The sequence below is a fragment of the Mesorhizobium onobrychidis genome, from assembly GCF_024707545.1.
GTDB classification, from domain to species: Bacteria; Pseudomonadota; Alphaproteobacteria; order Rhizobiales; family Rhizobiaceae; genus Mesorhizobium; species Mesorhizobium onobrychidis.
The window spans coordinates 4,554,959-4,568,659 of record NZ_CP062229.1; the positions used below are offsets into that span (position 1 = coordinate 4,554,959).

12 protein-coding genes are annotated in these 13,701 nt (G+C 62.7%); 2 read left to right on the top strand and 10 right to left on the bottom strand.

Annotated features, from left to right (window positions below):
• Window positions 1-14: 14 nt before the first annotated feature.
• From rplB to rpsL, 9 genes are all read right to left on the bottom strand, one after another.
• Window positions 15-848 carry a 50S ribosomal protein L2 gene (rplB, locus tag IHQ72_RS22680; protein ID WP_029352208.1) on the bottom strand — a complete coding sequence of 278 codons (834 nt, stop codon included), beginning with the start codon at window positions 846-848 and terminating at the stop codon, window positions 15-17.
• A gap of 23 nt (window positions 849-871) precedes the next feature.
• Window positions 872-1,165, bottom strand: a complete 294-nt coding sequence (locus IHQ72_RS22685; protein WP_010909275.1) for a 50S ribosomal protein L23 — start codon at window positions 1,163-1,165, stop codon at window positions 872-874.
• On the bottom strand, window positions 1,162-1,782 hold the full coding sequence (rplD, locus tag IHQ72_RS22690; RefSeq protein WP_027154042.1) for a 50S ribosomal protein L4: 621 nt from the start codon (window positions 1,780-1,782) through the stop codon (window positions 1,162-1,164). Before rplD ends, IHQ72_RS22685 begins: the two co-directional genes overlap by 4 nt.
• Entirely contained in the window at window positions 1,782-2,528 is a 747-nt protein-coding gene (gene rplC, locus IHQ72_RS22695) for a 50S ribosomal protein L3 (RefSeq protein ID WP_258117359.1), read from the bottom strand. Before rplC ends, rplD begins: the two co-directional genes overlap by 1 nt.
• 94 nt (window positions 2,529-2,622) lie before the next feature.
• Window positions 2,623-2,931 (bottom strand): 30S ribosomal protein S10, encoded by a 309-nt coding sequence (gene rpsJ, locus IHQ72_RS22700; RefSeq protein ID WP_006205468.1) that lies wholly within the window; start codon window positions 2,929-2,931, stop codon window positions 2,623-2,625.
• 63 nt (window positions 2,932-2,994) lie between these two features.
• The gene (gene tuf, locus IHQ72_RS22705) at window positions 2,995-4,170 is read right to left on the bottom strand and encodes an elongation factor Tu (protein ID WP_258117360.1); all 1,176 of its coding nucleotides are present in this window, start codon (window positions 4,168-4,170) and stop codon (window positions 2,995-2,997) included.
• Between the two features lie 66 nt (window positions 4,171-4,236).
• Entirely contained in the window at window positions 4,237-6,327 is a 2,091-nt protein-coding gene (fusA, locus tag IHQ72_RS22710; protein ID WP_029352192.1) for an elongation factor G, read from the bottom strand.
• 30 nt (window positions 6,328-6,357) lie between these two features.
• Window positions 6,358-6,828, bottom strand: a complete 471-nt coding sequence (rpsG, locus tag IHQ72_RS22715; RefSeq protein WP_008875664.1) for a 30S ribosomal protein S7 — start codon at window positions 6,826-6,828, stop codon at window positions 6,358-6,360.
• 85 nt (window positions 6,829-6,913) lie between these two features.
• Window positions 6,914-7,285 carry a 30S ribosomal protein S12 gene (rpsL, locus tag IHQ72_RS22720; protein ID WP_006333356.1) on the bottom strand — a complete coding sequence of 124 codons (372 nt, stop codon included), beginning with the start codon at window positions 7,283-7,285 and terminating at the stop codon, window positions 6,914-6,916.
• A 462-nt stretch (window positions 7,286-7,747) separates the two neighbouring features.
• On the opposite strand from rpsL, the gene IHQ72_RS22725 reads away from it, so the two are divergent.
• Both IHQ72_RS22725 and IHQ72_RS22730 read left to right on the top strand, forming a co-directional pair.
• Window positions 7,748-8,029, top strand: a complete 282-nt coding sequence (locus IHQ72_RS22725) for a transcriptional regulator (protein ID WP_123150797.1) — start codon at window positions 7,748-7,750, stop codon at window positions 8,027-8,029.
• Window positions 8,030-8,194: 165 nt separating this feature from the next.
• Entirely contained in the window at window positions 8,195-9,130 is a 936-nt protein-coding gene (locus IHQ72_RS22730; RefSeq protein ID WP_258117363.1) for a Gfo/Idh/MocA family protein, read from the top strand.
• A gap of 373 nt (window positions 9,131-9,503) precedes the next feature.
• On the opposite strand, the gene rpoC is transcribed toward IHQ72_RS22730, so the two are convergent.
• Window positions 9,504-13,700, bottom strand: coding sequence for a DNA-directed RNA polymerase subunit beta' (gene rpoC / locus IHQ72_RS22735; protein ID WP_258117364.1), 4,197 nt, complete (start codon window positions 13,698-13,700; stop codon window positions 9,504-9,506).
• Between the last annotated feature and the right edge of the window lies 1 nt (window position 13,701).

A 13,701-nucleotide genomic window follows, 5' to 3' on the forward strand; every position in this document is an offset into this window, starting at 1 on the left:
GGCGTTACCTCTTCTTAGCTCTTGCGCTGATGGCGCGAGCGCAGGATGAACTTGTCGGTCGCCTTATTGGACCGCGTCTTCTTGCCCTTGGTCGGCTTGCCCCAAGGCGAAACCGGATGGCGGCCACCCGAGGTGCGGCCTTCGCCGCCGCCATGCGGATGGTCGACCGGGTTCATGGTCACGCCGCGATTGTGCGGACGTTTTCCCCGCCACACCGTGCGGCCTGCCTTGCCGTCATTGATGTTGCCGTGGTCCGGGTTGGACACGGCGCCGACAGTGGCCATGCACGAGCCGTGGACGACACGCTGCTCACCCGAATTCAGGCGCAGGATCGCCATGCCCTGGTCACGGCCGACGAGCTGGGCATAACCGCCAGCCGAACGGGCAACCTGGGCGCCCTTGCCCGGCTTCAGCTCGATGTTGTGGACGATCGTGCCGACCGGCATCGAGGCCAGCGGCATCGCATTGCCCGGCTTCACATCGACCGCTTCGCCGGCCACGATCTTGTCGCCGGCAGCAAGGCGCTGCGGGGCGATGATGTAGGACAGCTCACCATCGTCATACTTGATCAGCGCGATGAAGGCGCTGCGGTTCGGATCGTATTCGATACGCTCGACAGTTCCGACAATGTCGAACTTGCGGCGCTTGAAGTCGATGATGCGGTACGTACGCTTGTGACCGCCGCCGATGAAGCGGGCCGTGATGCGGCCGTAATTGTTACGGCCGCCCGACTTAGTCAGGCCTTCGGTCAGGCCCTTGACGGGCTTGCCCTTGTAGAGGCCCGAGCGATCGACGATGACCAGCTGGCGGGTGCTCGGCGTTATCGGGTTGAATTTTTTCAGTGCCATGTTTGTTGTCCTCGCGGTCTTGCTCAGAGACCCGTCGCGACGTCGATCGACTGGCCGTCGGCCAGCGTCACGATCGCCTTCTTGACGTCGCTCTGGCGGCCGATCGTGCCGCGGAAGCGCTTGATCTTGCCCTTGCGGACAAGCGTGTTCACGGCCATCACCTTGACGCCGAACAGCGCTTCGACGGCAGCCTTGATTTCCGGCTTCGACGCCTTCTTGGCGACGTTGAAGACGACCTGGTTCTGCTCGGAAGCCATGGTCGACTTTTCGGTGATCGCCGGCGAGACGATCACGTCGTAGTGACGAAGGTCGGTCATTTGAAGCGCTCCTCGAGAGCCTCGACGGCGGCCTTCGAAAGGACCAGCGTGCCGCGGCGCAGAATGTCGTAGACGTTGATGCCCTGGATGGGCAGCACGTCGATGTTCGGGATGTTCGTCGCCGCCAGCTTGAAGTTCTTGTCGAGCTCGGCGCCGCCGATCAGCAGGGCGTTGGACAGGCCCAGCGTCGCGAAATTCGCGATCAGCGCCTTGGTCTTGGCCTCGGTCAGCATCAGTTCGTCGATGATGATGAGCGACGCGCTCTTGGCCTTGGCCGAGAGAGCATGCTTGAGGCCCAGCGCACGCACCTTCTTCGGCAGGTCGTGCTCGTGGCTGCGGACGACCGGGCCGTGGGCCTTGCCGCCGCCGCGGAACTGCGGAGCGCGTGCCGAATGGTGACGGGCGCGGCCCGTACCCTTCTGCTTGTACATCTTGGCGCCGGTGCGGGCGATCTCGGCGCGACCCTTGGTCTTGTGCGTGCCCTGCTGCTTCTTGGCAAGCTGCCAGCGCACGACGCGCTGCAGGATGTCCTCGCGCGGATCAAGGCCGAAAATCTCCTCGGAGAGTTTCACCTTGCCGGCGTCCTTGCCGCCAAGCGTTGTGATCTTGAGGTCCATTATTCCGCTCCCTCTGTGGCCGGGGCATCTACTGTGGCCGGGGCATCGTTCTTGGCGCCATCACTGGCTGCAATGACGCGGATTGCGGCGGGCTTCGGCGCATTGGCCGGCAGCGCAACCTTGGCCGCGTCACGGACCAGGATCCAGGCGCCCTTCGAACCGGGAACCGCGCCGCGGATCAGGATCAGACCGCGATCGGCGTCGGTCGAGACGACCTCGACATTCTGCGTGGTGACGCGGGTGTCACCCATGTGGCCGGCCATATGCTTCCCCTTGAACACCTTGCCCGGGTCCTGGCGCTGGCCGGTCGAGCCGTGCGTACGGTGCGAGACCGAGTTGCCGTGGGTCGCGCGGCCACCGCCCATGTGGTGCCGCTTGATAACGCCCTGGAAACCCTTGCCGATCGTGGTTCCCGTCACATCGACCTTCTGGCCGGCGACGAAATGATCGACGGTGATCTCGGCGCCGACATCGATCATGTTGTCGGCGGAGACACGGAATTCGGCAACCTTGACCTTCGGCTCGACGGAAGCGGTCGCGAAATGGCCGCGCATCGCCTTCGACGTGTTCTTCACCTTGGCAAGGCCAACGCCGAGCTGGACGGCGGTATAGCCGTTCTTCTCCTGCGTGCGCTGCGCCACGACCTGGCAGTTCTCCATCTGGAGAACAGTGACGGGAACATGTTCCCCGGCATCGTTGTAGATGCGGGTCATTCCCACCTTTTTTGCAATCACACCTGAACGCATCGGTTCAATTCCTTTAGAGTTCCCTGTCGGGGCTGTCGCCCCTCCACGCCTCTTGTTCCTTCAGAGTTCCGGGTCGCCCCGCCTCTCTGGTTCCTTAGAGCTTGATCTCGACGTCGACACCGGCGGCAAGATCAAGCTTCATCAAAGCGTCGACCGTCTGCGGGGTCGGATCGACGATGTCGAGGAGACGCTTGTGCGTGCGCATCTCGAACTGTTCGCGGCTCTTCTTGTCGACGTGAGGCGACCGGTTGACCGTGAACTTTTCGATCCGCGTCGGCAGCGGAATGGGGCCGCGGACGTTGGCGCCGGTGCGCTTGGCCGTCGACACGATTTCCCGCGTCGAGGCGTCAAGCACCCGGTGATCGAACGCCTTCAGGCGGATGCGGATATTCTGTCCGTTCATGCGTCACTTCCTTGTTCTGGCGCGGCGCGGGCAGCGCCCGCGACAGATCGGTTTAAGTCCAAATTACTCTTTGATGGTGACGACGATGCCGGCACCGACGGTGCGGCCGCCTTCACGGATGGCGAAGCGCAGCTTCTCTTCCATGGCGATCGGCACGATCAGCTCGACATCGACGGTGATGTTGTCGCCCGGCATCACCATCTCGGTGCCTTCCGGCAGCGACACGATGCCGGTCACATCCGTCGTGCGGAAGTAGAACTGCGGACGGTAGTTGGTGAAGAACGGCGTATGACGGCCACCTTCGTCCTTGGTCAGGATGTAGGCTTCGGCGACGAACTTCTTGTGCGGCTTGACCGTGCCCGGCTTGGCCAGAACCTGGCCGCGCTCGACACCTTCACGGTCGACACCGCGCAGCAGCGCGCCGATGTTGTCGCCGGCCTGGCCCTGGTCGAGCAGCTTGCGGAACATCTCGACGCCCGTGCAGGTCGTCTTGGTGGTCGGACGAATGCCGACGATCTCGAGCTCCTCGCCGACCTTGACCACGCCGCGCTCGACGCGGCCGGTCACCACCGTGCCACGGCCCGAGATCGAGAACACGTCCTCGATCGGCATCAGGAACGGCTTGTCCAGCGGACGAACCGGCGTCGGGATGTAGTCGTCGACCGCAGCCATCAATTCGCGGATCGAATCCTCGCCGATCTTCTTGTCGGAGTCTTCAAGCGCGGCAAGCGCCGAACCCTTGACGATCGGAATGTCGTCGCCGGGGAACTCGTTCTTGGTCAGCAGCTCGCGCACCTCGAGCTCGACCAGTTCGAGCAGCTCGGCGTCGTCGACCTGGTCGACCTTGTTCAAAAACACCACGATCGACGGCACGCCGACCTGACGGGCCAGCAGGATGTGCTCGCGGGTCTGCGGCATCGGGCCGTCGGCGGCCGACACGACCAGGATCGCGCCGTCCATCTGCGCGGCACCGGTGATCATGTTCTTCACATAGTCGGCGTGGCCGGGGCAATCGACATGGGCGTAGTGGCGGGCGGCCGTCTCGTACTCGACATGCGCCGTCGAGATGGTGATGCCGCGCGCCTTTTCCTCGGGCGCCGCATCGATCTGGTCGTAGCGCTTGTATTCGCCAAAATACTTGGTGATCGCCGCCGTCAGCGACGTCTTGCCGTGATCGACGTGGCCAATCGTGCCGATGTTCACATGAGGCTTTGTACGCTCGAATTTACCTTTTGCCATGTGATGTCTCCATTCCTGCTCGCCCGTGCGGGCTTTGAATTAAGTTAGCGCTGCAACCCGTTCTGGTTACGCGTATTTCTTCTGGACTTCCTGAGCGACCGCGGTCGGCACCGGCTCGTAGTGATCGAACTGCATCGTGTAGGCCGCGCGGCCCTGGCTCATCGAGCGCAGGTTGTCGACGTATTTGAACATGTTGGCGAGCGGCACCATCGCGTTGATAACCACCGCCACGCCACGGGCTTCCTGGCCCTGGATCTGGCCGCGACGGCCGTTCAGATCGCCGATGACGCTGCCGACATAATCTTCCGGCGTCACCACTTCGACCTTCATGATCGGCTCGAGCAACTGCACGCCAAGCCTGGGCGCCGCTTCACGGAAGCAGGCACGGCCAGCGATTTCGAAGGCCAGAACGCTGGAATCCACGTCGTGGTAGGCACCATCGATCAGCGTCGCCTTGACGCCGATCATCGGGAAGCCGGCGAACGGACCCGAAGTCATGACGCTGTTGATGCCCTTTTCGACACCGGGGATGTATTCCTTCGGCACAGCGCCGCCGACAATCTTGGATTCGAACAGGAATTCGCTGCTTTCCGGATTTGGCTCGAACAGGATCTTGACGCGGGCGAACTGGCCCGTGCCGCCGGTCTGCTTCTTATGGGTGTAGTCCTGCTCTTGGCTGCGGGTGATCGTCTCGCGATAGGCCACCTGCGGCGCGCCGACATTGGCCTCGACCTTGAACTCGCGGCGCATGCGGTCGACGATGATGTCGAGGTGGAGCTCGCCCATGCCGGAGATGATCGTCTGGCCTGATTCCTCGTCGGTCTTGACGCGGAAGGACGGGTCCTCGGCGGCCAGGCGATGCAGCGCAAGGCCCATCTTTTCCTGGTCGTTCTTGGTCTTCGGCTCGATGGCGATCTGGATGACCGGATCGGGGAATTCCATGCGCTCGAGGATGACTGGATGTAGCGGATCACAGAGCGTGTCGCCCGTGGTCGTGTCCTTGAGGCCGGCCAAGGCGACGATGTCGCCGGCGAAAGCCTCTTCGACGTCGGCGCGCGAGTTCGCATGCATCTGCAGCATGCGGCCGATGCGCTCCTTCTTGCCCTTGACCGTGTTGTCGACCGAGATGCCCTTGGTGAGCTTGCCCGAATAGATGCGGGCGAAGGTGAGCGAGCCGACGAACGGGTCGTTCATGATCTTGAAGGCAAGCATCGACAGCGGTTCGTTGTCGTCGGCATGACGCTCGATCTCGGCGTCGGTCTTGGCGTCGACGCCCTTGATGGCCGGAACGTCGGCCGGCGACGGCAGGTATTCGACGACGGCGTCGAGCAGCGGCTGCACGCCCTTGTTCTTGAAGGCCGAGCCACAGAACATTGGGTAGAATTTCACCGCAATGGTGCCCTTGCGGATTAGCGCACGGATCTCGTCATTGTCGGGCATCTTGCCTTCGAGGTAATTCTCAAGCGCCGTCTCGTCCATTTCGACGGCGGCCTCGATCATCTTCTCGCGGTATTCTTCCGCACGAGCCTTAAGATCGTCCGGGATCTCGACGACGTCCCAGGCAGCGCCCAGCGTTTCGTCGCGCCAGACCAGCGCGTTCATCTCGACGAGGTCGACGATGCCCTTGAACTCGGTCTCGGCACCGATCGGCAGCTGCATGACGACGGCATGCGCGCCGAGGCGCGAGCCGATCATCTCGACCGAGCGGTAAAAATCGGCGCCGATCTTGTCCATCTTGTTGCAGAAGATCATGCGCGGCACGCGGTACTTGTCGGCCTGGCGCCAGACGGTTTCCGTCTGCGGCTCGACACCGGCATTGGCGTCGAGCAGCGCAATGGCGCCGTCGAGCACGCGCAGCGAACGCTCGACCTCGATGGTGAAGTCGACGTGGCCGGGGGTGTCGATGATGTTGAAGCGGTGCATCTTGCCGTCACGACCCTTCCAGAAGGTCGTGGTCGCGGCGGACGTGATGGTGATGCCGCGTTCCTGCTCCTGCTCCATCCAATCCATGGTGGCAGCACCGTCATGGACTTCGCCGATCTTGTGCGACTTGCCCGTGTAGTAGAGGACGCGCTCGGTGGTCGTCGTCTTGCCGGCGTCGATATGCGCCATGATACCGAAATTGCGGTAGTCTTCGATTTTATATTCGCGGGCCATGGGAGGTGCCTCTTCAGTCTCGTTCGCGCTTTACCAGCGGTAGTGCGCGAAGGCGCGGTTGGCTTCTGCCATCTTGTGGGTGTCCTCACGCTTCTTGACGGCGGTGCCGCGGTTGTTGGCCGCGTCCATCAGCTCGCCGGAGAGGCGGTCGACCATCGTGGTCTCGTTGCGGTTGCGGGCGGCGGCGATCAGCCAGCGGATGGCCAGCGCCTGACGGCGCTCGGGGCGCACGTCGACCGGAACCTGGTAGGTGGCGCCACCGACGCGGCGCGAACGCACTTCCACATGCGGCGCGACATTGTCGAGCGCCTGATGGAAGACGGTGACCGGCTCCTGCTTGGTCTTGGACTGGACCTGGTCAAGCGCGCCGTAGACGATGGTCTCGGCAACCGACTTCTTGCCGTCATACATGACGGCGTTCATGAACTTGGTGACGATCAAATCGCCGAACTTCGGGTCCGGATTGATCTCACGCTTTTCTGCACTGTGACGACGGGACATTTTTTCTCTGCCTCAATTCTGCGTGGTGGCCTAGATCCCGGATCGTCGCTTGGCGCCGTTCGGGATGACCTTGGCTACGCTTCGGTCACTTCGGACGCTTGGCGCCGTATTTCGAACGGCGCTGCTTGCGGTTCTTCACACCCTGCGTGTCGAGCACGCCGCGGATGATATGGTACCGGACGCCCGGAAGATCCTTGACGCGGCCGCCGCGGATCATCACCACCGAGTGTTCCTGAAGGTTGTGACCTTCGCCGGGGATGTAGCCGATCACTTCAAAACCATTGGTCAGACGGATCTTGGCCACCTTGCGCAGCGCCGAGTTCGGCTTCTTCGGCGTCGTTGTGTAGACGCGCGTGCAGACGCCCCGCTTCTGCGGGTTCTGCTGCATGGCCGGGACCTTGTTGCGCTTCACCGGCGCAATGCGCGGCTTGCGGATCAGCTGGTTGACGGTAGGCATTAAACCCTCTTGTCTCTCAATTCCGTGTCTCGCCCGGTCAGGGCCGCTCAAAGCGTCATTTCCATACGCAAATTCGGGCCACAAACCGCGCCTCGCGGTCTTGCCCGAACAAATGGCAGAGGAAGCGGAAACCGCTTCATGCACGCCGGAAATGTCTTTTCGCTCGTAAAACGAACCCTGTTTGAGGCAAACTCCAAAGCGTGTCGCTTCGGAAGGGAGAGCCTCACATCGGTTCTGACTGGGCGGCTTCTACTCGCAAGCCTGTTGCCCGTCAACCCCGGAGCGCCAAATATTACGCTGAAACCGAGGCTTGGCAGCCATGCGAAAGGCGCATGTAATTTTCTTTCGCCATTTTGCAAGAGGAGGGAAGAAAGTGACCGGCTTTCGGCTGTTGCGCGGCCATGCTTCATGCGAAAAAGAGGCATGAACAGCACAAATCCCCTCGCCCGGAGGAATCAGCCCGTGAACGACAATGACGAGCGCCCGGTCACCATCATCACAGGCCGGGCGTGGAAGAGGAAAGACGGCAAGCCGGAAGGCGTCCACGTCATGCTGGTCGCTCCCGACGACGATTCGGCGGTGCGCCGGGCGCTCGAATCGCTCTCGGCCGAAGGTTACGCCGAGGCTGAGCTCGACCAGATCGGCGACCTGGACGGCGTGCCCGACGACGAGCCGCACCTGTCGGCCTATCAAGGCGCGCTCGAAGGCGAAGTGTCGATCGTCACCTTCGACGTGCCAGTCTGAGGCAGGGCCAGTCTAAGCAGGGCCAGTCTGAAGCAAGGCCAGTCTGAAGCGGGCTCTATCTCGGCCCGCCGGGCGAGCCTCCCGCGACTTGCCCGGCATCGGTTCTCTGCTAAGAGAACCAATCGCTGCCAGGAGCAGTGCATTTTCCAATCCGTGGAGTCTCCCATGTCCTCGAACAGCAACCCTATCAAGCTCGGCATCGTCGGGGTGGGAAAGATCGTCCGCGACCAGCACCTGCCAGCCCTGGCGAAGGACCGGGACTACCGCCTCGTCGCCGCCGCCAGCCGGCACGGCAAGGTGGACGGCATTGCAAATTTTCCTGATATCGAGGCGATGCTCGACGCGGTGCCGGAGCTTGAGGCCGTATCGCTCTGCATGCCGCCGCAGTTCCGCTACGACGCCGCGCGGACAGCACTGGCGGCGAAAAAACATGTCTTCCTGGAAAAGCCGCCCGGCGCCACGGTGAGCGAGGTCGAGGATTTGAAGGCGCTAGCGGTCGCGAACGGCGTCTCGCTGTTCGCGAGCTGGCATTCGCGCTATGCCCCGGCAGTCGAGGCCGCGCGCGATTTTCTCGGCTCGACCACGATCAGATCGGCTGCCATCAACTGGAAGGAAGACGTGCGCCGCTGGCACCCGAACCAGGACTGGATCTGGGCCCCGGGCGGCTTCGGCGTCTTCGATCCCGGCATCAACGCGCTGTCGATCGCGACCCACATATTGCCGGCGATGTTCATCAGCTCGGCGATCCTCGATTTTCCCGAAAACCGCGCCGCCCCGATCGCCGCCCATATCGCCTTTCGCACCTCGAACGGATTGCCGGTGGCGATGGAACTCGACTGGCGCCAGACCGGCCCGCAAAGCTGGGACATCCTGGCCGAGACGGACAAGGGGGCGATGCTGCTTTCGGGCGGCGGCTCAAAACTGGCGGTCGACGGCCGCGTCGTTCACGACGAGCCGGAAGCCGAATATCCGATGCTCTACAGGCGTTTCGCAGAGATCGTGCGCGCCGGCATCTCTGATGTCGATCTCGCCCCGCTGCAGCATGTCGCCGACGCCTTCATGCTCGGCAAGCGCAATGTGGTGGAGGCGTTTTACGATTAAGCCGCGGAGCTGTAAGGAGTGGCCTTCGCTCCGGTCCTGACCATCTTGCAAGCGTCGCGCCGCCCCTCATCTGGCTGCCGCCATCTTCTCCCCGTGAACGGGGAGAAGGACGCGGTCATCAAAGATTTCGCCAATCTCCAGCGTCGCAGAAAGTGCGCCAAGGTTGCGGTCAGCTTCTTTCTCCCCGTTTACGGGGGAGAAATGCCCGGCAGGGCAATGAGGGGCGGCATCGGTCGATCGAAATAAGTCGCAACACTCGACGAGGCCTCCTCCCAAATCCGTCGCCGGCGGCATAAATTTCCAACTTCAACACACAAAAAAAGCCGCCGGGTTGCCCCGACGGCTTTGTTGCCTGAGATCTGTACCGCCGCGCTTACTGCGCGGCGGAAGCCATGTCGGTCAGCATCGGATCGGCGACCTCGACGCCCGACGCCTTGCGGCGCTCGTCGATGATCAGCTCGTCGCGCGAGGTGGCGATGCGCCGGATCTGGCTCATCGTGCCGCCGGTGCCGGCCGGGATCAGACGGCCGACGATGACGTTTTCCTTCAGCCCCTGCAGCATGTCGGTCTTGCCGGCAACCGCCGCTTCGGTCAGCACCCTGGTCGTCTCCTGGAAGGAGGCGGCCGAGATGAAGGACGGCGTCTGCAGCGAGGCCTTGGTGATGCCCAAGAGCACCGGCTGGCCTTCGGCAGGCTTCTTGCCGTCCTCGACCAGGCGCTCGTTGACCTCTTCCAGCTCGATCACGTCGACGTGGTCGCCCGGGATGTAGGTCGAGTCGCCCTGCGCAGTGATCTCGACCTTCTGCAGCATCTGGCGAACGATCACCTCGATGTGCTTGTCGTTGATCGACACGCCCTGCAGACGGTAGACCTCCTGGATCTCGTTGACGAGGTAGGACGCAAGCGCCTCCACGCCCTTGATCGCCAGGATGTCGTGCGGCGCCGGATTGCCGTCGAGGATGTAGTCGCCCTTCTCGATGACGTCGCCGTCCTGGAGATGGAACGGCTTGCCCTTCGGGATCAGGTATTCGACCGGCTCAAGCGTCGAGTCATGCGGCTCGATAATAATGCGGCGCTTGTTCTTGTAGTCGCGGCCGAAGCGGATCGTGCCGTCGATCTCGGCGATGATGGCGTGATCCTTCGGACGGCGTGCCTCGAACAGTTCGGCAACACGCGGCAGACCGCCGGTGATGTCCTTGGTCTTGGCGCTTTCCATCGGGATACGCGCCAGCACGTCGCCGGGGCGAACCTGCGCGCCCGGCTCGACCGAAAGAATGGCCTCGACCGAGAGCAGGAAGCGGGCGTCGCCGCCCTTCGACAGTTTGCCAACCTTGCCCTTGGTGTCCTGGACGACGATCGCCGGCTTGAGGTCGTTGCCGCGTGGCGTCGAACGCCAGTCGATGACCTCGCGCTTGGTGATGCCGGTCGATTCGTCGGCCGTTTCCTGGACGGAAATGCCGTCGACCAGATCCTCGAACGCCACCTTGCCCTCGATTTCGGTGAGGACCGGGCGGGTATAGGGATCCCACTCGGCGATGCGCTGGCCGCGCTTCACCTTGTCGCCATCGTCCACGAAGATGCGCGAACCATAGGTGACACGGTGCGTGGCGCGCTCCTTGCCGGCCTCGTCGAGGATCAGCACCGCCATGTTGCGGCCCATGACCATCTGCTGGCCGTCGGAGTTGCGCACCACGTTGCGGTTGCGGATCTCGACCTTGCCCTCATACGAGGCTTCAAGGAACGACGAGTCCACCACCTGCGCCGTACCGCCCATGTGGAAGGTACGCATGGTGAGCTGGGTGCCCGGCTCGCCGATCGACTGCGCCGCGATGACGCCGACAGCCTCGCCCTGGTTGACGGGGGTGCCGCGGGCCAGATCGCGTCCGTAGCAGACCGCGCAGACACCGACCCTGACGTCGCAGGTCAGCGCCGAGCGGATGCGGACCGACTGGACGCCGGCCTTTTCGATCTGCTCGACGTCGCGTTCGTCCATCAGCGTTCCGGCCTTGACCAGAACCTCACCCGTGACCGGATGAGCGATGTCGTCGAGTGCCGTGCGGCCGAGAACGCGCTGGCCGACGGAAGCGACGACCTGGCCGGCATCGACGATCGGCTGCATGGTGAGGCCCTTGTCGGTGCCGCAGTCGACGGAGTTGACGATGCAGTCCTGCGCCACGTCGACCAGACGACGGGTGAGGTAACCCGAGTTGGCCGTCTTCAAGGCGGTGTCGGCCAGACCCTTGCGGGCGCCGTGGGTCGAGTTGAAGTACTCGAGCACGGTCAGGCCTTCCTTGAAGTTCGAGATGATCGGCGTCTCGATGATTTCACCGCTAGGCTTGGCCATCAGGCCGCGCATACCGGCAAGCTGGCGCATCTGGGTGGGCGAGCCGCGCGCACCGGAGTGCGACATCATGTAGATCGAGTTCATCGGCTTTTGACGGCCATTGTCCTCGAACTCGACCGCCTTGATGCGGGCCATCATCTCGTCGGCGACCTTTTCCGAGCACTTGGCCCAGGCGTCGACGACCTTGTTGTACTTCTCGCCCTGCGTGATCAGGCCGTCATTGTACTGCTGCTCGTATTCCTTGGCCAAAGCCTCGGTGTCGGAGACCAGCTTGATCTTGGCATCCGGGATCAGCATGTCGTCCTTGCCGAACGAAATGCCGGCGCGGCAGGCGTGGCTGAAGCCGAGGGCCATGATACGGTCGCAGAAAATGACCGTCTCCTTCTGACCGCAATGGCGATAGACGGTGTCGATCATCTTGGAGATGTTCTTCTTGGTCATCTCCTGGTTGGCGGTCTCATAAGGCACGTTGACGTTCTTCGGCAGAAGCTCGCCGATGATCATGCGGCCGGGCGTGGTGTCGTAGATCTTCGACACGACCTTGCCATCCGCATCGACCGTGCGGAAGCGCCCCTTGATCTTGGAATGCAGCGTCACCGCCTTGGTCTCGAGAGCGTGCTGGAGTTCGCCCATGTCGGCAAACACCATGCCCTCGCCCGGCTCGTTCTGGTTGACGATCGACAGATAGTAGAGACCCAGAACCATGTCCTGCGACGGCACGATGATCGGCGCGCCGGAAGCCGGGTGCAGGATGTTGTTGGTCGACATCATCAGCACGCGGGCTTCAAGCTGGGCTTCCAGCGACAGCGGTACGTGAACCGCCATCTGGTCGCCGTCGAAGTCGGCGTTGAAGGCCGTGCAGACCAGCGGGTGAAGCTGGATAGCCTTGCCTTCGATCAGGATCGGCTCGAACGCCTGGATGCCGAGGCGGTGCAGCGTCGGCGCACGGTTCAGAAGCACCGGATGCTCGCGGATGACCTCGTCGAGAATATCCCAGACCTCCGGACGCTCCTTCTCGACCAGCTTCTTCGCCTGCTTGACGGTCGAGGAATAACCCTTGGCGTCGAGACGGGCATAGATGAAGGGCTTGAACAGTTCGAGCGCCATCTTCTTCGGCAGGCCGCACTGGTGCAGCTTGAGCTCCGGACCGGTCACGATGACCGAGCGGCCGGAATAGTCGACGCGCTTGCCGAGCAGGTTCTGGCGGAACCGGCCCTGCTTGCCCTTGAGCATGTCGGACAGCGACTTCAACGGACGCTTGTTGGCGCCGGTGATGACGCGGCCGCGACGGCCGTTGTCGAACAGCGCGTCAACGGCTTCCTGAAGCATGCGCTTTTCATTGCGCACGATGATGCCGGGCGCACGCAGCTCGATCAGCCGCTTCAGGCGGTTGTTGCGGTTGATGACGCGGCGATAGAGATCGTTGAGATCCGACGTGGCGAAACGGCCGCCGTCCAGCGGGACGAGCGGGCGCAGGTCCGGCGGGATCACCGGAACCACCTTCATGATCATCCATTCCGGACGGTTGCCGGACTCCATGAAGTTCTCGACGACCTTGAGCCGCTTCAGATACTTCTTCTGCTTGAGCTCGGACGTGGTCGAAGCCAGCTCCGAACGCAGGTCGCCGGCGATCTTCTCCAGGTCCATGCCGGCCAGAAGGTCGTGGATGGCCTCGGCGCCTATCATGGCGGTGAAGCTATCTTCGCCATACTCGTCGACGGCCATCATGTACTCTTCCTCGCTGAGGAGCTGGTGCTCCTTCAGCGCGGTGAGGCCAGGCTCGGTGACGATGTAGTTCTCGAAGTAGAGAACGCGCTCGATGTCCTTCAGCGTCATGTCGAGCAGCGTGCCGATACGCGACGGCAGCGACTTCAGAAACCAGATATGGGCGACGGGCGCGGCCAACTCGATATGGCCCATGCGCTCGCGGCGGACGCGCGACAGCGTGACTTCGACGCCGCACTTCTCGCAGATGACGCCCTTGTACTTCATGCGCTTGTACTTGCCGCACAGGCATTCGTAGTCTTTGATCGGACCGAAAATGCGCGCGCAGAACAGGCCGTCGCGCTCCGGCTTGAAGGTGCGGTAGTTGATGGTCTCCGGCTTCTTGATCTCGCCGAACGACCAGGACAGAATCTTCTCAGGGCTGGCGAGCGAGATCCGGATGGAATCGAACACCTGCGCAGGCGCCTGGGGATTGAAGAGATTCATGACCTCTTGGTTCATG

What these genes read in the sequence shown, in the direction of transcription:
- rplB (WP_029352208.1), bottom strand. Translation starts at nt 848, where the DNA reads ATGGCACTGAAAAAATTCAACCCGATAACGCCGAGCACCCGCCAGCTG.
- IHQ72_RS22685 (WP_010909275.1), bottom strand. Translation starts at nt 1,165, where the DNA reads ATGACCGACCTTCGTCACTACGACGTGATCGTCTCGCCGGCGATCACC.
- rplD (WP_027154042.1), bottom strand. Translation starts at nt 1,782, where the DNA reads ATGGACCTCAAGATCACAACGCTTGGCGGCAAGGACGCCGGCAAGGTG.
- rplC (WP_258117359.1), bottom strand. Translation starts at nt 2,528, where the DNA reads ATGCGTTCAGGTGTGATTGCAAAAAAGGTGGGAATGACCCGCATCTAC.
- rpsJ (WP_006205468.1), bottom strand. Translation starts at nt 2,931, where the DNA reads ATGAACGGACAGAATATCCGCATCCGCCTGAAGGCGTTCGATCACCGG.
- tuf (WP_258117360.1), bottom strand. Translation starts at nt 4,170, where the DNA reads ATGGCAAAAGGTAAATTCGAGCGTACAAAGCCTCATGTGAACATCGGC.
- fusA (WP_029352192.1), bottom strand. Translation starts at nt 6,327, where the DNA reads ATGGCCCGCGAATATAAAATCGAAGACTACCGCAATTTCGGTATCATG.
- rpsG (WP_008875664.1), bottom strand. Translation starts at nt 6,828, where the DNA reads ATGTCCCGTCGTCACAGTGCAGAAAAGCGTGAGATCAATCCGGACCCG.
- rpsL (WP_006333356.1), bottom strand. Translation starts at nt 7,285, where the DNA reads ATGCCTACCGTCAACCAGCTGATCCGCAAGCCGCGCATTGCGCCGGTG.
- IHQ72_RS22730 (WP_258117363.1), top strand. Translation starts at nt 8,195, where the DNA reads ATGTCCTCGAACAGCAACCCTATCAAGCTCGGCATCGTCGGGGTGGGA.
- rpoC (WP_258117364.1), bottom strand. Translation starts at nt 13,700, where the DNA reads ATGAACCAAGAGGTCATGAATCTCTTCAATCCCCAGGCGCCTGCGCAG.